The sequence below is a fragment of the Stenotrophomonas sp. 107298_Sma genome (genome assembly GCF_056480345.1).
In genome coordinates this window covers 2,894,313-2,914,546 of the sequence record NZ_CM151094.1, presented here as the reverse complement: position 1 = coordinate 2,914,546, position 20,234 = coordinate 2,894,313, and the positions used below count along the sequence as shown (strand labels likewise).

Sequence of the window (20,234 nt, the reverse complement as noted above, 5' to 3'; positions counted from 1 at the left end):
CTGTGTTCGTCATCCAGAAATGTGTGCTGGGTGTCAAATGTTGTAGAGCAGGGTGGCCAGGAGTTTGTGCCATGGAAACAAGGATGGTTTCGACGTTGGAGATGTGTGCGGGTGTGTCGTCGGCAATGACTGGCGGCCCCGTCACTTGGTTGGCGGCTTTCGGGCTGCAGGGGAACCGGGGCAGGTGTGCTGCGAGCCAGCGCGTCTTCCCGTTTCCGGTGCGCGTGATGCGGCGCCGGACGACCAGGGAGCCAATGTTCGGGACTGCTTTTTCGTACGTCAAAGTGAAGCCCGTATGAATCAGGCGTTTATCGCGAAAATATCCATCGCCGCAGTGGCGGCGTTGATGGTGGCAGGGTGTGCCACCAAGTCCGCTCCCGATTTCGGAGGGCGCTGGAAGCCGGTCAACCGTTTCGCTGCGGCGACGACCGAGATCCCGCTGTACTCCAGCTACGTCTACCAGGCTTCGCCGATGGATGGCACGCTCAAAGCCATGCTTGAGCGCTGGGCCAAGGATTCCGGGCGCACGCTGGACTACCGCCTCAGCTCGGACTTCACGCTGTACGGCGCGGTCTCGAACATCGACACCACCAATGCACAGCAGGCCGTGATCGATCTCACTGCGGCCTATGCGACGCAGGGAATCTCCGTCTCCATCGTTGGCAACCAGATCGTTGTGCAGAGCGCTGGCGCGACGCCGACCGCGTCGGCGCAGGGCGCTGATTCCAACAGCGGCACCTGAGTCCACATCGAAATCATCGAACGTGCTGCTCCCCGCGCCTGGCGCAGGGGCTTCACGCCCATTGATGTTTCAGCAGTACGGAAGAATCCATGTTCCGCAAGAAGGATCCCGGCAACAGTCCCAAGGTCGAGCAGTCGGTCGCCAAGGCGGTCAGCTACGAGATCACCGTGGCCGACATGGCGCGTCGCAGCGAGCGACGTGCCTGGTGGGTCGCCACGGGCTCGCTGTTGATGTCGCTGGCATTGGCCGGTGGCTACTACTACATGCTGCCGCTGAAGGAGAAGGTGCCGTTCCTGGTGATGGCCGATGCCTACACCGGTACTGCCACGGTTGCGCGCCTGAGTGGCACCTTCCAGGGCGAGACCATCACCAGCAATGAAGCGATCAATCGCAGCAACGTGGCCCAGTACGTGCTGGCGCGTGAATCGTACGACTCGGCGGTGATGGGCCTGCGTGACTGGGAACTGGTGTTCGTGATGTCCACCGATCCGGTGGCGCAGTCCATGCGCGTGCGTTATGCCGGCAACAACCCGCAGAACCCGTTCGTGATGTACGGCCGCGAGCGCGCCATCCGGGTCAAGATCCTCAGCATCACGCCGCTGGGTGCTGAGCCGAACGGCAGCTTCCGCGGTGCTTCGGTACGTATCCAGCGCAGTCTGCTGGACAAGCGCACCGGCGTTGCCACCTATCTGGACAACCAGTTGGTGACGATGCGCTTCGGGTACAACCAGAACCTGGCGCTGTCCGAACAGGATCGCATCCTCAATCCGCTAGCCTTCCAGGTCACCGAGTACCGCGTCGACAACGACTATTCGCGTGGCGTACCGGTGCCGGATGACGGCGCCATGCAGGCACAGGCGCAGCAGGCAGCACAGGCCGCGCAGCAGGCCCAGGCTGCCTACGATCCCAACAATCCGGCCGCGGCCATGATGATCGATCCGGCCACCGGCCAGCCGGTCGCCGTGCCGGCCAATGGCCAGGTGCCGGGCCAGCCGATACAGGGGCAGCCGATACAGGGGCAACCGATGCCGGCGCAGCCGGTACCGGGTCAAGCAACACCGGGGCAGGCCATGCCCGGTCAGCCGGCCATGAGGCCGGCGCAGAACAATTCCACCGGAACTGCTGATGGAGCAAGCAACCGATGAGTAGTCGAGATATCAGGGGAAGCGCGCTGGCGCTGCTGTCGATGTTGTCGCTGTTGTTTTCAGCAGCTGCGATGGCGCAGGCGGTGGACCACTACGAGTACGAGAAGGACCGGATCTATCCGGTTCGCACCGGCCTGGGCCTGACCACCCAGATCGAACTGAGCCCGAACGAGAAGATCCTCGACTACAGCACCGGTTTCAGCAGTGGCTGGGAACTGACACGTCGAGAGAACGTGTTCTATCTCAAGCCGAAGAACGTCGACGTCGACACCAACATGATGGTGCGCACCGAGACCCATTCCTACATCTTCGAGCTGAAGGTGGTGGCCACTGACTGGCGCCAGCTGGAACAGGCCCGTCGTGCTGGCGTGCAGTACAAGATCGCCTTCACCTACCCGAACGACACCGTGTTCGGCGTCGCGCAGGAAGCGGTGGAAGAGGAGGCGCAGCCGCTGTTGAGCTCTGAACTGGCCAAGGACCGCCAGTACAACTTCAACTACTCCTATTCGACCAGCAAGGCGAAGAAGATGGGCTGGCTGATCCCGGTCAACGCCTACGACGACAGCCGTTTCACTTACCTGAAACTACCGAATTCGCCCGAGTACAAGACCGGCATCTTCCCGGCCGTGTTCGGTCGTGAAACGGAATACGGTGAAGACTTCGTGGTCAACACCACGGTTGAAGGCAATACGCTGATCGTGCACGGGACCTACCCGTACCTGGTCATCCGCCACGGCGACTTCGTCGTCGGCCTGCGAAGGAACGTGAAGAAATGAGCCAGCAGAACACTCCCGGAAACGACCCGAACAACGGACGCGACGAGAGCCAGAGCCCGTACGGTGCACAGGCTGCTCCGGAGGCGCAGACGAATCCGTACTTCGGCACGACCCAGGCTGAGCCTGCACCGGATCTGGACGCGGCCGCGCCGCAGCTGCGCTCGGCTGAAGAGCAGCGATTGAACCGCAAGGCGCTGCTGTTCCTGGGCGGTATCGTGGTGCTGCTTGTTGCCATGGGCTTCCTGCTTTTCCGCAAGGGCCAAGACAAGGACGATGCGCCGAAGGTGCCGGATGTTGCGCGCGCGAGCACGCCAACACTGCCGGACGCTGTCCAGACCGATCCGGGTCCGGCGCAGGCAATGCAGCCCGTTGATCCGATTCCGATGTTGCCGCCGCCTCCATTGGGGCCGAGCCGCCCTGAGCCGCCAGTGACGTTGGAAGATCGCTCCGCGGGCCCTCGTGGTCCGACGCTTGCCGAACGTCGGATGGGTGCCAGTGCCGATGGTTTCGTTGGCAATGGCGGTTCACAGGATGAGGAGCGCTCGCAGCAGGCGGGCATGGACGAATACACGCGGGCAATGCTGCAGCAGATGAACGGGCAGCAGAATGCAGCGCCAGCGCGCGTGCGTCGTGGCCCCGACGTGGATGACGTGTCCAATGCCAGCTACATCCGCAGCCCCGATGCGCTGCTGGTGCGAGGAACCTATCTGCGCTGTGTACTGGAAACCCGCATCATCACCGACATCGCGGGTTACACCTCGTGCCTGGTGACAGAGCCGGTGTACTCGATCAACGGCCGCAATCTGCTGCTGCCGAAGGGCTCCAAGATCTATGGCGCCTATGGCGGTGGTCCTACCGGCAAGCGGGTGGAAGTGATCTGGGACCGCATCACCACGCCGAACGGTATTGACGTGGCAATGTCCAGCCCGGGCGTTGATCAGCTGGGTGGCGCAGGCCATCCGGGCCAGTACAGCGCGCACTGGGGCAGCCGTATCGCCTCGGCGCTGATGATCAGCCTGTTGGCCGACGCGTTCAAGTACGCCGCCGCCGAACATGGCCCGGAGACCACCACGGTGGCCAACAACGGCATGACCATCCAGTCGCCCTATGAGAGCGCCACCGCGCGCACCATGGAACGCCTGGCCAACGAGTCGCTCAGCCAGCGTCGCCCGCCGACCGTGACCATCAACCAAGGCACCATCGTGAATGTGTACGTCGCCAAGGACGTCGACTTCACGAGCGTGCTGCATCCCCGCCGGTAACAACGAACGATCATGGACGCTGAAGTGTCACCCCTCGCCCTCGTCTCCAGCGATTTCCTGCGCTATCAGTACGAAGTGCTGGGCATCGCCGAGTACATGACTTCCCCGGAAGTGACGGAAATCTGCATCAACCGTCCCGGTGAGCTGTACCTGGAAACCCGGGCGGGGTGGCAGCGGGTGGATGTGCCGAGCCTGACCTTCGAGCGGGCCCGGCAGTTCTGCACGGCGGTGGTGAACGAGAGCAACACCGGCCAGCGCATCACCGATGCCGATCCGGTGGTCTCGCTCACGTTTCCCACCGGCCAGCGTGCCCAGTTCGTGATTCCGCCGGCGTGCGATGCAGGCAAGGTGTCGATCACCATCCGTCTACCGTCCAAGCACACCAAGTCGCTCAGCCAGTATCACGAAGATGGGTTCTTCAACCAGATCCTGGAAAGCGATGGCAGCATCAGCGAGCAGGATCGCGAGCTGCTGGAACTGCGCCAGCAGCGCGAGTACGCCGAGTTCTTCCGGCGTGCGGTGATGTACCGCAAGAACATCGTGGTATCCGGTGCGACCGGTAGCGGCAAGACCACCTTCATGAAAGCGCTGGTCAATCATATCCCGGACAACGAACGCCTGGTCACGATCGAAGATGCGCGCGAGCTGTTTCTGACCCAACCCAATGTGGTGCATCTGCTGTACTCCAAGGGTGGGCAGAGCACCAGCAATGTCAGCGCCAAGAGCTGCATGGAAGCCTGCCTGCGCATGAAGCCCGAACGCATCATCCTGGCCGAGCTGCGCGGTGACGAGGCGTTCTACTTCATCCGCAACTGCGCATCGGGCCACCCTGGCTCCATCACCAGTTGCCACGCCGGCAGCCCGGAGCAGACCTGGGACCAGCTGGCACTGATGGTGAAGGCGTCCAGCGAAGGCTCTGGCCTGGAATTCAACGTGATCAAGCGACTGTTGATGATGACGATCGACATCGTCGTGCATATCAAGGCCCATGCTGGCTCGCGCTACATCACCGGTATCGATTTCAATCCTGGGCGTGCCCAGGGGCAGGAGGGCTGAAGGATGCTGCCAGGACTTGAAATGATGGCGTGCCCGGAGATGGCGGTGTCGATGGACGTGATGCAGCATGTCATCAACGTTGAATCGTCGCGCAATCCCTATGCCATCGGCGTGGTTGGCGGCGCGTTGGCGCGTCAGCCCAAAGCGCTGGATGAAGCGCTGGCGACGGTTCGGATGCTGGAAGAGAAAGGCTACAACTTCTCCATCGGGCTGGCCCAGGTCAATCGCTATAACCTGGGCAAGTACGGCCTGGATTCCTACGAGAAGGCTTTCCAGCAATGCCCGAACCTGCAAGCGGGTTCTCGGATCCTCGCCGAGTGCTACAAGCGCTCCGGTGGTGACTGGGGCAAGTCATTCAGTTGCTACTACTCGGGCAATTTCGAGACCGGCTTCCGCCATGGCTATGTGCAGAAGGTCTATGACTCGATGCGCCGCGGGCAGCAGCTTGCCAGCAATGGTGTTGCACCGATCGACGTGGTGAGTCGCGGCGAACGCCGCAGCGTGAAGGTCGAGCATCACCCGCAGCTCGCTTCGCCGGCGCAGGCGCGCATCGTTGCGCAGGCGAGTGGCCCGGTGTACGTGCCGTCGGAAGACCCGGCACGCGCGTATGTCGTGTATCCGTCCACCGGTGCAATGGCGCGGGGCAGCCTGCTGAACATCGCCGACCAGACGCTGTCCAAGGTAGTGCTGGGTTCGGTGGACCGGATGATGCAGCCACAGGCGCAGCCCACCCAAGGGGCCGCCTATCCGCAGCAACAGGCCGGTGGCATGCCGCAGCAGCTGCCTCAGCAGGGTCCGGCGCAAGCGATGGCCATGCCGCAGCAGTTGCCAGGTGCTGCAGGTGGCAGCAACGAGGGCCCTGTGATGTTGCGGCCCTGGAATGAGCGCAATCAGCCAGTGGCCGGCAATGGCAGTTCATATAACGCACCGGCACAGTCCGCACCGGTGCAGCAGATTCCCGCAGGGGATGCGGCCTTCGTGTTCTGACGAAGTCGTGGTACGGCCAGTCCCCCGGCTGGTCGATTCAGTTGTGTTAGTCCATCAACAAGGAAATCAATCCATGAAGCGATCCAATCTCGACCTCGTCCAGGCCCAGCGCACGCTGAAGACCCTGCTGATGGCCACTCTGTTCGTCGGCGCACTGTTTGCCCCGCAAGTCTTCGCCAACGGCGCCACCGACTTCGGCGGCACCGACAAGAAGGTCTGCGGCTTCTTCAACAACATCAACGGCCTGCTGAACATCGCCTCGATCGCCGTGGTCACCATCGCGGTGATCTTCGCTGGTTACCAGATCGCCTTCGCGCACAAGCGCATCGCTGACGTCGCCCCGATCCTGATCGGTGGTGTGCTGATCGGCGCCGCAGGCCAGATCGCGCGCATGCTGCTGGGTGATGGCAGCGACGGCAAGTGCGGTGGTGGCACCAGCACCTCCTACCTGATCAACCACGTGATCCAGTACTACAGTGCATAAGAACGTCGTGTTCCGCGGCTGCACGCGTCCAGCGATGTTCCTGGGCGTTCCCTACCTGCCATTCTTCATGGTGGCAGGCGGGCTGTTGCTGCTCAGCATGTACACGAACTTCTGGTTCCTGCTCACCATTCCGGTGGCGGTCTTCATCATGCGGCACATGGCCAAGCGTGACGAAATGATCTTCCGTCTGCTGGGCCTGCGCCTGATGTTCAAGCTGAAGGTGCGCAACGTGCAGGAGCACGATGGCATGTGGGTGCTCAACCCCAACCACTACCGCAACAAGCCGGCCCGAATGGATTGAGGTCCGGATCCGGCCTGGCGGGCGTCCGCGCCCGCCAGGTCTCTTGAAACTTCTTGGCAGTACCTCTTTGGAAGCAGTCGTATGTTCAGCCCTGACACCTCCATCAGTGAGTTCATCCCGTTGTCGTCGCATGTCGCCCCGAACGTGGTCAAGACCACGGGCGGCGACTACCTGCTGACCTGGCATCTGGAAGGGCTGCCGTTCGTCGGCCGCGAGGAGTGGGAGCTCGAGCATCGCCACAATACGTTCAACCGTCTGCTGCAGACGTTGCGCGCGCCTGACTTTGTCAACGTCGCCTTCTGGGTGCACGACATCCGTCGCCGTCGCACGTTGAAGGGCAAGAGCAACTACAGGCAGCGCTTCAACCAGGACGTTTCCGACCAGTACATGGGCATGCTGTCCTCGCAGCGCATCATGCAGAACGAGCTGTACCTGACCATGATCTATCGCCCGGTGGTGGCGGGCAAACGCTTCGTCGAAAAGTCGGCGAACGTGGAGAAGCTGCGCGCCGAGCAGGAGCAGGCGGTAGAGAAGTTGATGGAACTGGCCGGCAACGTCGAGGCCGTGATCCGCGACTACGCGCCGTATCGCCTGGGTATGTACGAAGCCAAGAATGGCGTGGTGTTCTCGGAAACGCTGGAGCTGTTCGGTTACCTGATCAATCGCATCGACGAGCCGGTGCCGGTGCTGTCGGCACCGATCAAGGATTACCTGCCGGTCAGTCGCCACATGTTCTCGGCCAAGACCGGCGATTTTGCGATCAATACTCCCAACGGTGCCAATCACTACGGCGCCATTCTGAACATCAAGGAGTATGCCGAGGGGACTTACCCGGGCATCCTCAACGGCCTGAAGTACCTCGACTACGAATACGTCATCACCCATTCGTTCAGCCCGATGGGGCGCCAGGACGCGCTGAAGGTGCTCGACCGCACCAAGGGCATGATGATCTCCTCCGGCGACAAGGCGGTCAGCCAGATCGTCGAGCTGGACCAGGCCATGGATCAGCTGTCGTCGGGCAACTTCGTGCTGGGTGAATACCACTTCATCATGGCGGTCTACGGCGACACCCAGGCCAAGCTTTCGCAGAACGTCGCCTCGACCCGCGCCGAGCTGTCCAACGCCGGGTTCGTATCGACCAAGGAAGACCTGGCGGTTACCTCGTCGTTCTATTCGCAGCTGCCGGGCAACTGGCGCTATCGCACACGCCTGGCCAATGTCAGCTCGCTGAACTTCCTGGGCCTGTCGCCGCTGCACAACTTCGCCACCGGTAAGCAGCACAACAACCCGTGGGGCGACTGCGTCACCACGCTGCAGACCACCAATGGCCAGCCGTACTACTTCAATTTCCACGCGACCCATCCGTCTGAGAATTCACTCGGCGAGAAGGCGATCGCCAACACCATGGTCATCGGCAAGTCCGGTACCGGTAAAACCGCGCTGATCAACTTCCTGCTCAGCCAGGTGCAGAAGTACGAGCCGTCGCCGACCATCTTCTTCTTCGACAAGGACCGCGGCGCGGAGATCTTCGTGCGCGCCTGCGGTGGCAACTATCTGGCCCTGGAGAATGGCGCACCGACCGGCTTCAACCCGTTCCAGTGCGAGAACAATGAAGCCAACCTGCAGTTCCTGGCTGACCTGATCAAGGTGCTGGCCGGCAAGCGCGAGTACAGCGCCCGTGAGGAAGAGGATATCTACCGGGCGGTGGAGAGCATGCTCGATACGCCGATGCACCTGCGCAGCATGACCAACTTCCAGAAGAGCCTGCCCAACATGGGCGACGATGGCCTCTACGCGCGCATGCGCCGCTGGACCTCGGGCAACTCGCTGGGCTGGGTGTTCGATAATCCGATCGATACCGTTGACCTGAGCAAGGCCAACATCATCGGCTTCGACTACACCGACATCATCGACAATCCTGAAGTGCGCGTGCCGGTGATCAATTACCTGCTGCACCGCCTGGAGTCGCTGATCGACGGTCGTCCGCTGATCTATGTGATGGACGAATTCTGGAAGATCCTGGACGGCGAAGGTGGCCTGAAGGAGTTCGCGAAGAACAAGCAGAAGACCATCCGTAAGCAGAACGGTCTCGGCATCTTCGCTACGCAGAGCCCGGAAGATGCGCTGAAGAGCGATATCTCCGCCGCCCTGATCGAGCAGACCGCTACCCTGATCCTGCTGCCGAACCCGAATGCCAGCAAGAGCGACTACATGGACGGCCTGAAGCTGACCGAGGCCGAGTTCAGGGTGGTGACTGCACTGGACGAGCGCTCGCGCTGCTTCCTGGTCAAGCAGGGCCATGCCTCCAGCGTGTGCCAGCTCAACCTGCGCGGCATGGACGACATCCTGTCGGTGATCTCAGCTTCGACCGACAACATCGATGTCATGCATCGGGTCCTGCAGACGGCCGCGGTCCGCAATCGCGTCACTGTAGACGAGCTCAGCCCGGAGCAGTGGCTGGAAGATTTCTACAAGAACCGGAAGGGATCGGGAAAGGAACCCCGGTCCGACGCGGCCTGATGGCCGTGCGAGCAGGAGACAGGCAAGTGGACGTCAATCAGAACAACAGGAGTTTCCCAATGAACAACGTCAAGCGTCGGGCCAGCGCCCGCAAGGTACTCAAGCCGATGGCCAAGGTGCTCGGCGTTGCCTTGGCGCTCTCAGCGACCAATGCGGGCGCCATCGGCCCGGTGCAGGAAACGGGTCCTGCGCTGTGGCAGCACATCCTCAATCAGATCAATACGTACCAGGCCCGTTTCCAGGAGAAGTACCAGTTCGTCAAGGAGAACACCCAGTGGGCACGGGACTGGGCGCAGACGATCAAGGAGTACCAGGAGACGATGGTCCAGATCCAGGGCATCGTGAATTCCTTCGGGTTGCCGGATTCCGCCCCGCTGACGCCGGTGCCACCCAATTATCTGGTTGCCGAGACCTGCGGAATCGGCACCGACCTGAAGACTCTCGCGACCCGGGTCGTTTTCAATTTCAAGGGCGATTGGAAAGATCAGCAGCAACAGATCTGCGTGAACATCCGGATGATGCAGAACCGCAAGTACAACGATGCGGTGGACTTCATGCTCAAGACGATGCCGTCGTTCTTCGATAGCCTCGATGCAATCGAGAAGCAGCGAAATGTCAGCAATCTGCTCGGCAACGTCAACGCAACGCAGAACGACACGTTGCGCACCGCAAACGACATGGCAGCCAAGGCAAAGTCCTTCGAGGCACAGCAGAAGGCCTACGATGCCTACATCGAGGTGATGGAAGCCAATCAGAAGGTAGTCGCACAGGCAGCGTTGAAGGGCGACCCGATGAAGACCATTGCCAGTGATCTGGTCAAGACGGCGGCGCTGAAGGCAGCGCTGTCCATCGACTGATGCATGGAATGGAGCACCAAGGGTGCGCGCGTCAGCGTCGCCCCTCATGTGATTGCAGTATTACCAAGGGAATGTGGGTATGACGATCAGGTCGATTGCCAACTTTGATTTTTCGGGCGGATTCCAGGATCTGATGGGGCACGTCGCACGTGTCCAGTCGATTGGCGATTTCGTGTTCTTCAAGCTGATCCTGGACTACCTGCGGGACAGGATCGGCAAGTTCGGCTTCGACCTGATGGACAACATGATGGCGTGGGTGGGCGGCATCGCGCTGACCCTCATGACCTTGTGGGTGCTGATCCAAGGCTATCGAATCGTTACAGGCCGCAGCCGCGACTCGATGATGGTCCTGGTAACCAACATGGCACGCGCAGCGTTGATTGTGGCCGTTGCCACCAGCATGGGCATGTTCGGGCGCGATCTTCATGAGTTCCTGACCGAGGACGTGAAGGGCCTGATCACCCATGTTGTCACTGGCAAGGATCAGAAGCCGGAAGAGCAGATCGACAAGAGTCTGGCTTGGATGCAGGTGGCGCTGTCCAGCATTGATGGCATCAAGATTCTGAATGACCCTGGATTGCAGGAAGACAAGACCCGGGCCATGTGGTTCATCGGCCTCGGCACCGGTGGTCCAGCGGTAACTGCGGGTTCAATGCTTCTGCTCTACGAAGTAGCAATGGCGTTGTTCATCGGATTCGGACCGTTGTTCATTCTTTGCCTTCTGTTCGACCAGACCAAGCAGTTGTTCCAGCGATGGTTGTTCTATGGCATCGGAACCATGTTCTCCATGGCGGTATTGGCAGCCATGGTCTCGATTGCGCTGGACATGGTGATTCGCGTGTCTGCGTCGTTCTGGGTGACAGCGCTGGTGAACAAGTTCCCGCTGATGGGCGCGTCCAGCGACGGCATGACCAGTCAGGCGATGCAGCAGGGCGGCATGGGATTGATCCTGACGACCCTGATTCTGACTGCGCCCCCAATGGCGGCCATGTTCTTCCAGGGCACCTTGGGTAGCTTCATGGCATATTCGCAGATAGGTGGCAGCCCAGTGGCACAGGCGCCGGGACCGAGCGGGCAGCCTCCGGGTAGTTACTATTCGCCAGCCCAGACAAAGGATCATTCCAGTGCTCCATCGGTCAGTTCCGGCCACGGCGCGACTTCTGGTTACGGTATTGGGCGATCAGGTGAGATCAAGCAAGATACTGGAAAGTATGGGCAGGCTGGTGCCTGAGCGTGAAATGACAGTGTCGATTGATAGAGGTGTAAGTATGAAGTGCATTGTCGTGCTTTTGCTGCTCGTTATTTCTAATGTGGCGTTGGCAGAAGGGCGGTGCCCCCCAGGGCAGTACCCGGTGGGAGGGCAGGGCGTAGGAGGTTGTGCGCCAATTCCGGGCGGTCAAACTAGTGGTGAGAGCAATGGCCCCATGCCAACTGGCAAGTGGGAAACCCGGTGGGGTGCTTTGGCGCAAGACGCAGACCATCAAGTAGGCCAGAATTTGGCGATTGGTGTGGCAGAGGTCAAAAAATCAAAGAGAGAAGCCAGGTCTCTCGCGCTCTCTGAATGTCAGCGCATGGGGGGGCAGAAGTGTAAAGTTATTCTTGAGTACCACAATCAATGCGCCGCGCTAGCCGGCCCGGTGATTGGCTCAGTACCCCTGGCCGACGTGACAACCGTGGCGTATCGATCACCTAATGAAGAGGATGCGAAGGCGGAATCAGTGCGCCGTTGTGAATCCGAGGGTAAGGGGCGCAGTTGTACCGTTATCTACTCTGCGTGCAGCATGTCTGAGTTTAAGCCTTTCCGCTGATGGAATCCTCGCGTTGGGTGAGCTTTGTTGCACGCCGAGGTTCTGCTCATTTGTTTTAGAGGTGGCCTGCTGAGAAGCGGGCTATTTCTATTTCTCACTTCCGCCTAGGACGTGGACTTTGCCTTTGGGGTTGGAGTCGCTGGCCATAGGTTCAGTCAAATTAAGTGCGTTGAAGTTGCTCTCGAAGATCAAATTTCTTTCTGCAATTAGTATCTCTACGAACTTTAATCTGTAGTGCTGAGTGCATTGTCTTGGGGCGCAGTTCATCCTTCATCTATTGTTCGATAAGACCAAGCAGTTGTTTCAGCGATGGCTGTTCTACGGCATTGGAACCATGTTCTCCATGGCGGTATTGGCAGCCATGGTCTCGATTGCGCTGGACATGGTGATTCGCGTGTCTGCGTCGTTCTGGGTGACAGCGCTGGTGAACAAGTTCCCGCTGATGGGGGCGTCCAGCGACGGCATGACCAGTCAGGCGATGCAGCAGGGCGGCATGGGATTGATCCTGGCGACCCTGATTCTGACTGCGCCCCCAATAGCGGCCATGTTCTTCCAGGGCACCTTGGGTAGCTTCATGGCATATTCGCAGATGGGTGGCAGCCCGGTGGCACAGGCGCCGGGACTGAGTGGGCAGCCTCCGGGTAGTTACTACACGCCGGCCGCTCCGGAGAAGGGGTAGTCCGGCCAAGACAGTGGTGCGCATGATCGACATGCGGCCGCACGTTCAACCCTTCCGTCGTCGGAATCCGCCAGGGTTGCCGAATCCGGTCTCAGAGCTGCACATCCCGGCAATCAATAGCCCCCATGCGTACGGAGTAGAAATGTGAAATACATGGTTCTTTTGAGGGTGGCCTGCTGAGAAGTTGGCTGTTTCTTTCTTTCGCTCACGCTTAATGCGCCGGCTTTGCGCTAAGAATGAGCGTCGTTCGAGGTGGCGGGCTAGGCCGTGCTATAAGGAACCATTGGCATTGCCGTAAGTCTTCGCGCCATTCGAAGGAACGAATCATGCAGAATCCCTGCCGTGTAGCCCTGCTGATTGGAGGGCTGGTATCAGCTTCGTCGGCACATGCCACTGATAGCTGGGTCATTTTCACCGGTGGCGAAACGCCGAACCGGGAGGCATGGGTGGTCGATGCGCAAACGCTCAGCGACCGCTCGGATCTGGTCGGTTTCCTGCAGCGTGCCACGCCGGCGGAGCAGAATGCGTACCTGAAGCAATTGCGCCGTAGAAAGCCACCAAAATCCGGTGAGCCGGTCGCTGGTCCGGAACCGGTATACGAGATCCAGGTCAACACCATCTACGAGAACGCGATCAAGCCAAATCGACTGATCAGAAAGTACTGGGTGAATTGTTCACAAAACACCGTGGACATGAGGATGAGCCTGGTCCAGTGGCGCGATCGCCCGATGGAGGATGTCCCACCGGAAAGATTCGAACCGCGAACCGAGGCGATCGCGCCGTGGCAGGTGCAACTGGTGCGGTTTGCCTGTCTCGTGGGGCCTGACCCCAAGGCCAAAGTACCCGCGGAAATGATGAAGCGCGGCTTCCTGTCCATCGGTGACGTCGGCCTATCACCTGCTGATTTCATCTGGGGCGACCTGTGGAAGGACGGCAAGCGACCAGCATTCACCTATCGGCCGACCGACGCCGAAATGGACCGAACTGAGCGCAGCCTGGAGGCGAATCTGGCGCGTGGCCAGAAGGAGACGACCAAGGCTCTGGACGAGTCGCATCGAGCAGCCAACCGCGTGGGCCGCAACAATCTCATTGACCTGTGGATCGGCAAGACAGAGCAGGAATTCGTGCGGACATGGGGCACACCGGATCGTGTGGAGATTGGGGCCGATGGTTCGCGCACTTTGTACCTGCATCGTGGCGAGCGTGTGCAGGGGCTGAACGTTTACGGGCATGTCATCAGTGACGTGAACAATCGATGCGATATCACGGTGCTGACGATGGACGGCTACATCCGTGACTACGCCACACAAGGAGCCGCATGCGCGCAGCAGTTGCGTTGATCGCGATTGCTGGTCACGACGCGAGGCGATAAAGGGCGTGCAGGGTCCCGCACCCATCCGCATAAGCAGCGCACGCTTGTCGCGCAACCTCGGGCCGGCGGGGCTGCGGGGCTGCGGGGCTGCGGGGGCGATGCATCCCCGGCGCCATCCACCGCGGATCTGTTTTTCGGATAAGCCACCATTCACGTTAACTGCGCTTTTTCTGTGATCAAGTGCACTTTTCATCCCAAGCTCCCTTCGACGAGCCCCGCCTCCTCGAAGTAAGCTGCGTGCGCGTCAAAATCCCGACGCATCGGTGCCATCGAACGCAGGAGCTTTTCCGTCCATGAGGACTCTGACGACCCACGATGCGGATGTTGATTGCGACCATCGCAGACGCCGCAGGGCCGGGGCTATCATCCGCCATGGTGGACACCGGAGCCTGCAGCGCAGCGCATGGTTTCCCGGTCGTCGCGCGGGTACTGGAAAGTCAGGATTGAAGGAGTCGCAGGGGATGCAGAAGGGGAGTGGCGTACACATGGACAATGCCTTGGCGTTCGTTCCGTCCGGCGCGAACCTGCTGGAGGCGGTACGCGGCGATCTCACCGGCAACGGGATCGACGACCAGTTGCTGGTGATCGATCAACCGGCACCCGACGGCTTGGTGCCCGGCGAGCACGGTCCTAACCGGGTGTTGTTGCTGCTGCTGGGTGACGCCGCGGGCCGATGGCAGTTGGCCGCGCGCAACGACAAGCTGGTGCCGTGCTCCACCCGTGGGGGCATTGCCGGCGACCCCTTCGCGTACGTGACCATCGAGGATGGCGCTTTCAGTGTGATCACCAACGGTGGGAGCCGTGAGCGCTGGAGCAGCATCTACACGTTCCGCTACGTTCCGGCCGACGAGGCCTGTTGGGTGCATGGCGTGCAGCGCAGGGTGGTCGACACCGAGACCGAGGCCAGTCATACACGCGATTTCTCGGCGGCCGAACTTGGTCGGGTGCGGTTCGAGGATTTCGATCCGTCCGTTGTCGCCGACGTGAGCTTGCCCTGAGTGCCATGCCTGTGAGGAGGCGGGAGTACCCAACGATGATCGAGCAGGAGTTTCACCGTGTCGCAGGATAGAGAGTCGCAGTTGCTGCGGCAGGCCACGGAGGCCGGCATCACCTCGTCCCGGGAACTGGCCAACTTCATGGCGCAGGCCGGGCACGAGTCCCGTGGCCTGAGCCGGCTCAATGAAAGTTTCAACTTCACGCGGGGTATCTCGCAGATCCCGGTGGAAGCGGCGTGGCGCAATGGCAATGGCGCGCTTGAGGGCGCCCGCCAGGACGCGTTGCGCGGCCGTCCGGAGAATCTGGCCGAGCTGATGTACGGCGGGCGCATGGGCAATGATGCGCCCGGCGACGCATTGAAGTATCACGGCCGCGGCTATCTGCCGCTGGTCGGCAAGGAAAACTATGAGCGTGCCGGCAAGGCGCTGGATCTGGATCTGGTGAATCAGCCGGAACTGGCCGCGCAGCCCGAGCACGCAGGCCGTATTGCGGTGTGGCAGTGGCAGACGCGGGTACCGGAGGCGGCGCGCGAGGATGTGCGCGAAGCGACGCGCGCGATCAATGGTGGCCTGAACGGCATCGAGGCCCGCCAGCAGCGATTCGATGCGTGGCAGCAGAAGCTGACGCCTGATGTGATGGCGCGGCTGGAGCGGGGCGAAGTCGGTGCGCCGGCGCAGAGTGTTGCCCGAGACATGTCGCAGACCGGTGAGCCCGGCAACGCGTTGTTCGAGGATGCGCGCCGGCACCTGCAGCAGATGGGACCACAGAATGGACTGCGCAGTGCACAGGCGCTCGACAATACCGCTGGCGCATTGGCGCTGGGGGCGCAGAAGGCCGGCCTGTCGCGTATCGATCATCTGCTGGCGGGCAACGACGGGCGCACGCTGTTTGCGGTGCAGGGCGCGCTGGGGGATCCGGCGATGCTGCGTGCGTCCGTTGACCGGGAGCAGGCCGCCCAGCAGCCGCTGGCGCAGAGCAGCCAGCAGTTGGCTGCCAGTGTCGCCCAGCAGGACCCGGCGGCCGCGCTCGCCCGCGAGCAGGAGCAGCGTTCTCGATCCCTGTAACACCTGATGCCGGCGGGCAGGGGACCCGCCGGCGCTTTACGTACGACGCGTGGCGCCCTGTGGCGCCGACATGGAAACCCACTCGGAAGGACACCACATGCGAATCGTTCCCTCGAATGCCCGGCACGTCGCTGCCCGCTGCGATGCATCCGCGCGCCGCCTGCCGCCGCTCTGGCTGCTGTCACTTGGACTTGCCGCAGCGTCGGCACAGGCACAGGCCCAGGAGACAGCGGCGCCCGTCGTGGAGGCGCCCATCGCCGCCGAGGCGATCGTTGACGCGCCTGCAGGGACGGCGTCTGTTGCAGCACCCATGCCGGCTGAAGCCGTTGTCGCGGCGCCGGCTCCCGAAGTGCCGGCTGCCGTGACACCCCCTGCGACGCCTGTGGTGGACGCGCAGCCGGCGCCGGCTGCAGACCCGACGCCTGTGCCCGTTGCACCCGCAGCGGCGGCGCCTGTCGCTGCACCGCCTGCCGTCGTCGAGCCAGCCGTCCCGGCGGTAGCTCCCGCGCCACCCGCCTTGGTCATCGTGCCGTTACCGCCCGAGCAGGCCACCGAACGCGCGCTTGGTGCCCGCTGCCCGGTCGACCTGGCCGGTCGCCTGGCGACACAGGGCGATCTATTGATCGGCGCTTGCGAGGGACCGATGCCGGCCCACCTCGCAGCCGTTCTGGTCGCGTTGCCCGAACAGGACATCCATCTGCCACGCAGCTGGCGCGAGCGTGAGGTGCGGCAGAAGGTCTGGTTCAAGGCGGTGCCCGGCTACGGCCAGCGCCCGGACTTCATCGCGCGGATGGGCGACATCTGGGTGCGCTCGCTGGAAGGACGCGACGCCGACAGCACGTTCTACCTGGTGTCGGCACCGTTCACCTGCAGCGACCGGGTCGCCAACCGCGATGAGTACGGCGCGGAGCCGGTACGTGTGCCAGCGGGTGACTGCCGCGAGGCCTATGTGGCCCAGCGTGTGTACCAGGTTCGCGGGGACGCCGCGCCGAGGGATGTGACCGCCGATGCCATGCCGGCCATGCCCCAGGTGACGGAGGCCGATCGTGCGCGGCAGCTGTCGCGCGACGGCCGGATCAGCCTGGACCACAGCAAGTTGCAGTACGGCCCGGCCATGCGCTGGTTCGTGCAGTACCCGGAGACGGCGCAGAAGGTCGGTCCGCGTGCCTACAGTGACTGGAACCGCGAGCACCTGGCCTTCGTGGTCTGGACTGGGGATCGCTTCGAGCTGCGTGAGAAGGTCGCGCGGGCGCAGTGGCCCTGTGATCCGGTAGCACCGGGCGATCGCGCCTGTGGTGGCTTCCCGGATTCCGGGCCGGATCTGTTCGTGACCGCCGGTGCGTCCGCGCCGGTCGCGGCCTCCAGCCCCTGAGGCAGAGGGCCGAAGTGACGCGGGAGCCGGAATGACCGGCTCCCGCGCTGTTCATCAGGCCTGCATGCTGCGGGTCTGGTTCTGCTGTTGTTCCAGTTGCTGATCGCGGTCCTGTGCCAGACGCTGTCCCGCGGCTTGCTGATCAATGCGCTGGCTGCTCTGCTCCAGCGGGGTGTTCATCGCCACGGCCGTGTCCACCGACACGCGCAGATGCGCCGGGTCGCCGCCCTGGCCCTGCACCGCGAAGCTGCGCGAGGCATCGGCATTCATCACCACTTCGTCGATGCGCTTGCCGCCTGCAGCGTGCATCTCCGCCGCCAGGCTACCGGCCAACTGCGTACTCATCACATCCGGCACGCGGCCGACGCGAACGTCCTGCGCATGCACGCCACGGATCGCGTCGTTGAAAAGCGGGTTGCCAAGATGAGTGGCATCGTCCATGCGCAGCATGCTGGTGTGGTGGCCGTTCTTCTCCGCCTCGCGACGGGCCGGCTCACCGGGTTGCAGCGGGCCACGGATGTGGTCGTACAGATCGACGGCACCGCCCGGGATGCCGCGTGCCGCGCGGGTGACGCCACGACGCAGTGATTCCACGTCGTCGCGGTACTCCTCGATCATCTTGGCGTTGTCTTTCGCCAGCTTCTGCGTTTCCGGGTGCTTCAGCACCGAGCCTTCGTTGAGGAAGTTGCCCAGTTTGTGCGCGCCGAATGAGCTGGTGGCCGCGATGATCGGACGGTCTGGAATCAGATCACGCAGGGCGTGATTGCTGAAGCCGTTTGCCGCGAGCGTCTTGATTTCATCGGGCTTGGCGTAGATGCGGACCTGGCCGAAGTGGGGCGATGCAGCACTGACCGGATCGGAGGCCATGACGTGGTTGATCATGGTGTTGCCGCCTTCCGGAATGCGGTAGCTGAGGCTGACCGCGCCGTAGGCGTTGAAGGTCTCGCCCTTGACGTTGAAGTGGTGCGAGGTGATCTGGGCCAGGGCGCCGCCGAGGGAATGGCCTGTGACGGTGACCTGGGGCGCGCGGCCTCCAAATGCAGCTTCCTGCTTCGCGTAGTCCAGCGCGCTTTTGGTCAGGGCGATGGCATCGGGGGCCTGCACATTGGTGCGGGCAACGACCATGCCTCCGTCGGTGAGGATTGCATCACGAGCAATCTGTTCGGTGCCGCGATGAGCGACGACGATCTCGTTGGTGTCGGTGCGTTGGTAAATGGTGCCTTGGTAGCCGTTGAGTCGATTGTCGACATGCTCAAGAACTTTGTACTCGTGTCCGTTGAGCGTGACTTTCTCTTCCTGGCCCGGAGCCCGTCGCCCGACTGCACGATCCTTATAGGCGTCATCGGAAAGTGCGGCGTAGTCCTGAGAGGTGATGGTCATTGGGTGACCTCACTGGCGCTGAGGCTCATGGTGAACAGCTTGCCCTGCAGCTCGGCTACGTAGTCTGCAGGATTGGTCTTGCCCGTGGCCGGATAGTTGGCAGCAAGCGGAGCCCGCGGATAGGCCGCGTCCGGGTAGTAGAGCGTATGCGCGCTACCTTCGGTCAGTGGCTTGGCCTCGACGAAGGTCAGGAAGCGCGTTTCGCCTTCAGCACCCGTTGCCTTCAGCATCGCCCCTGCGCCGCTGAACTCCCACTTGCACACGCCGCGGCCGTAGTAGTCCTCATCCAGCATGCGGTCCACATACAACGTGCCGCGGTACTCGCCGTCGGCGACCTTGCGCAGCTCCACCGGTTCCTGGCTGGTGATACGTGCGGCGGTACCGGTGGCAGGTTCGATGTGCCCACACTGGTCTTCGTTGGTCACGTCATACTGCGCGACACCTTCAACCACCGCGAAATCACCGGGGGCATCCTTCAGGCGCAGCACCAGTTCATAGGCCTTGCGCGGGCTGGGGTTGAGCTTGGCGAGGCCACGCCCACCCTGGGCGACATCGGCTTCAGCAGCGGCACGTTCCTGGTTCATGGCGGTCTCCGGATTGCAGGCGGTCAATAGAAGCAGAGCAAGGCACGGGATCATCTTGTGGCGCAATGTCGGCCTCCTTTGGGGGTAGATGGATGGTTGAACTGGCAGCTCATGGCGCGAGTTTCTGCACAGTGGTCGTGGTCGAGAACAGCGCGTCGCGCAGATCTTCGCTGTACTCTGATGGATTCTCCTCGCCACTGGCGCCATAGTTGGCGACGGTGGCGGCGAGTGGATAGATCAACTTTGGGTAGTAGAGCGTCAGAGGAGACTCGTTCTCCATGCGCTCCTTGTCGACGAACGTCAGGAATCGAGTGTCCGCTTCGTCGGTCGTGGCGCGCAACATCGCACCAACTCCGGTCAGTGTCCAATGACAGACGCCGCGATCGTAATAGTCTTGGTCCTGCATGCGGTCGAGGTAGAACGTACCGCGGTACTCGTTCTCACCGACCTTGCGCAGCGTGACGAGCTCCTGGCTGGTAATACGGCTGGCGGTACCGGTCGCCCTCAGGACCCGGCCGCAGTCCTTGTGGTTGCTGACGTCGTACTGGGCAACGCCCTCGACCACCGTGAATGGACCAGGGGCATCCTTAAGTGTCAGTACCAGCTCGTAGCCCTGCTTTGGTGCAGGGTTGAGTTTGGCCAAGCCGCGCCCACCAGCGGCGACGTCGCGTTCGGCATCAGCATAGGGCGAGCATGCGGCCAGTGGGATAAGGGCGAGCAACGCCAGCAGCGGCTGCCTTTTCCTTTCAGGGAGCACTACTCCCATGGCCTGATCCTGCATCGTGCGTCCATGTCCATATATCCTTCCTGGGTGACAGGTTTCTCGATTATGGAGCGTGTCAGGAATGC

19 protein-coding genes and 1 pseudogene are annotated in these 20,234 nt (G+C 62.0%); 17 read left to right on the top strand and 3 right to left on the bottom strand.

Annotation, left to right across the window (positions count from 1 at the left end; genetic code table 11):
* Positions 1–295: 295 nt before the first annotated feature.
* The 17 genes and pseudogenes from ACZK2G_RS13730 to ACZK2G_RS13650 all read left to right on the top strand — a co-directional run bounded on the left by ACZK2G_RS13730 (position 296) and on the right by ACZK2G_RS13650 (position 17,421).
* Positions 296–742 (top strand): hypothetical protein, encoded by a 447-nt coding sequence (locus ACZK2G_RS13730; protein ID WP_046986265.1) that lies wholly within the window; start codon positions 296–298, stop codon positions 740–742.
* Between the two features lie 89 nt (positions 743–831).
* Positions 832–1,887, top strand: a complete 1,056-nt coding sequence (locus ACZK2G_RS13725; protein WP_046986266.1) for a VirB8/TrbF family protein — start codon at positions 832–834, stop codon at positions 1,885–1,887.
* Positions 1,884–2,663, top strand: coding sequence for a TrbG/VirB9 family P-type conjugative transfer protein (locus ACZK2G_RS13720; protein ID WP_426355613.1), 780 nt, complete (start codon positions 1,884–1,886; stop codon positions 2,661–2,663). Before ACZK2G_RS13725 ends, ACZK2G_RS13720 begins: the two co-directional genes overlap by 4 nt.
* Positions 2,660–3,925 carry a TrbI/VirB10 family protein gene (locus tag ACZK2G_RS13715; protein ID WP_006374750.1) on the top strand — a complete coding sequence of 422 codons (1,266 nt, stop codon included), beginning with the start codon at positions 2,660–2,662 and terminating at the stop codon, positions 3,923–3,925. Before ACZK2G_RS13720 ends, ACZK2G_RS13715 begins: the two co-directional genes overlap by 4 nt.
* A gap of 12 nt (positions 3,926–3,937) precedes the next feature.
* Positions 3,938–4,981 (top strand): P-type DNA transfer ATPase VirB11, encoded by a 1,044-nt coding sequence (gene virB11, locus ACZK2G_RS13710; protein WP_337302700.1) that lies wholly within the window; start codon positions 3,938–3,940, stop codon positions 4,979–4,981.
* Between the two features lie 3 nt (positions 4,982–4,984).
* Positions 4,985–5,968, top strand: coding sequence for a lytic transglycosylase domain-containing protein (locus ACZK2G_RS13705; protein WP_426355615.1), 984 nt, complete (start codon positions 4,985–4,987; stop codon positions 5,966–5,968).
* Positions 5,969–6,041: 73 nt separating this feature from the next.
* Positions 6,042–6,452 carry a TrbC/VirB2 family protein gene (locus ACZK2G_RS13700; RefSeq protein WP_049436633.1) on the top strand — a complete coding sequence of 137 codons (411 nt, stop codon included), beginning with the start codon at positions 6,042–6,044 and terminating at the stop codon, positions 6,450–6,452.
* Positions 6,445–6,753, top strand: a complete 309-nt coding sequence (locus tag ACZK2G_RS13695) for a VirB3 family type IV secretion system protein (RefSeq protein WP_006374695.1) — start codon at positions 6,445–6,447, stop codon at positions 6,751–6,753. The genes ACZK2G_RS13700 and ACZK2G_RS13695 overlap by 8 nt, the downstream gene beginning before the upstream one ends.
* Before the next feature lie 81 nt (positions 6,754–6,834).
* Positions 6,835–9,273, top strand: coding sequence for a VirB4 family type IV secretion/conjugal transfer ATPase (locus ACZK2G_RS13690; RefSeq protein WP_032129524.1), 2,439 nt, complete (start codon positions 6,835–6,837; stop codon positions 9,271–9,273).
* Positions 9,274–9,299: 26 nt separating this feature from the next.
* Positions 9,300–10,130 (top strand): hypothetical protein, encoded by an 831-nt coding sequence (locus ACZK2G_RS13685; protein WP_154352844.1) that lies wholly within the window; start codon positions 9,300–9,302, stop codon positions 10,128–10,130.
* 79 nt (positions 10,131–10,209) lie between these two features.
* Positions 10,210–11,361, top strand: coding sequence for a TrbL/VirB6 family protein (locus tag ACZK2G_RS13680; RefSeq protein ID WP_337302701.1), 1,152 nt, complete (start codon positions 10,210–10,212; stop codon positions 11,359–11,361).
* Positions 11,342–11,938 (top strand): DUF4189 domain-containing protein, encoded by a 597-nt coding sequence (locus tag ACZK2G_RS13675; protein ID WP_428710128.1) that lies wholly within the window; start codon positions 11,342–11,344, stop codon positions 11,936–11,938. The genes ACZK2G_RS13680 and ACZK2G_RS13675 overlap by 20 nt, the downstream gene beginning before the upstream one ends.
* Before the next feature lie 250 nt (positions 11,939–12,188).
* Positions 12,189–12,605, top strand: a pseudogene (locus ACZK2G_RS13670) (type IV secretion system protein); the annotation flags it as partial.
* Between the two features lie 338 nt (positions 12,606–12,943).
* Complete coding sequence (locus ACZK2G_RS13665) at positions 12,944–13,957, top strand: hypothetical protein (protein ID WP_478473596.1); 1,014 nt, start codon at positions 12,944–12,946, stop codon at positions 13,955–13,957.
* A 493-nt stretch (positions 13,958–14,450) separates the two neighbouring features.
* A complete protein-coding gene (locus tag ACZK2G_RS13660) occupies positions 14,451–14,987 on the top strand; it encodes a hypothetical protein (protein ID WP_032129521.1) in 537 nt (178 codons plus the stop codon).
* A 57-nt stretch (positions 14,988–15,044) separates the two neighbouring features.
* Entirely contained in the window at positions 15,045–16,049 is a 1,005-nt protein-coding gene (locus tag ACZK2G_RS13655; RefSeq protein ID WP_046986276.1) for an XVIPCD domain-containing protein, read from the top strand.
* Positions 16,050–16,146: 97 nt separating this feature from the next.
* Entirely contained in the window at positions 16,147–17,421 is a 1,275-nt protein-coding gene (locus ACZK2G_RS13650; RefSeq protein WP_478473595.1) for a hypothetical protein, read from the top strand.
* Between the two features lie 54 nt (positions 17,422–17,475).
* On the opposite strand, the gene ACZK2G_RS13645 is transcribed toward ACZK2G_RS13650, so the two are convergent.
* The 3 genes from ACZK2G_RS13645 to ACZK2G_RS13635 are packed head-to-tail and all read right to left on the bottom strand — an operon-like array spanning position 17,476 to position 20,151.
* A complete protein-coding gene (locus ACZK2G_RS13645; protein WP_046986278.1) occupies positions 17,476–18,801 on the bottom strand; it encodes an XVIPCD domain-containing protein in 1,326 nt (441 codons plus the stop codon).
* On the bottom strand, positions 18,798–19,451 hold the full coding sequence (locus tag ACZK2G_RS13640; protein WP_046986279.1) for a hypothetical protein: 654 nt from the start codon (positions 19,449–19,451) through the stop codon (positions 18,798–18,800). The genes ACZK2G_RS13645 and ACZK2G_RS13640 overlap by 4 nt, the downstream gene beginning before the upstream one ends.
* Before the next feature lie 43 nt (positions 19,452–19,494).
* Positions 19,495–20,151 carry a hypothetical protein gene (locus ACZK2G_RS13635; protein ID WP_248298421.1) on the bottom strand — a complete coding sequence of 219 codons (657 nt, stop codon included), beginning with the start codon at positions 20,149–20,151 and terminating at the stop codon, positions 19,495–19,497.
* Positions 20,152–20,234 lie beyond the last annotated feature (83 nt).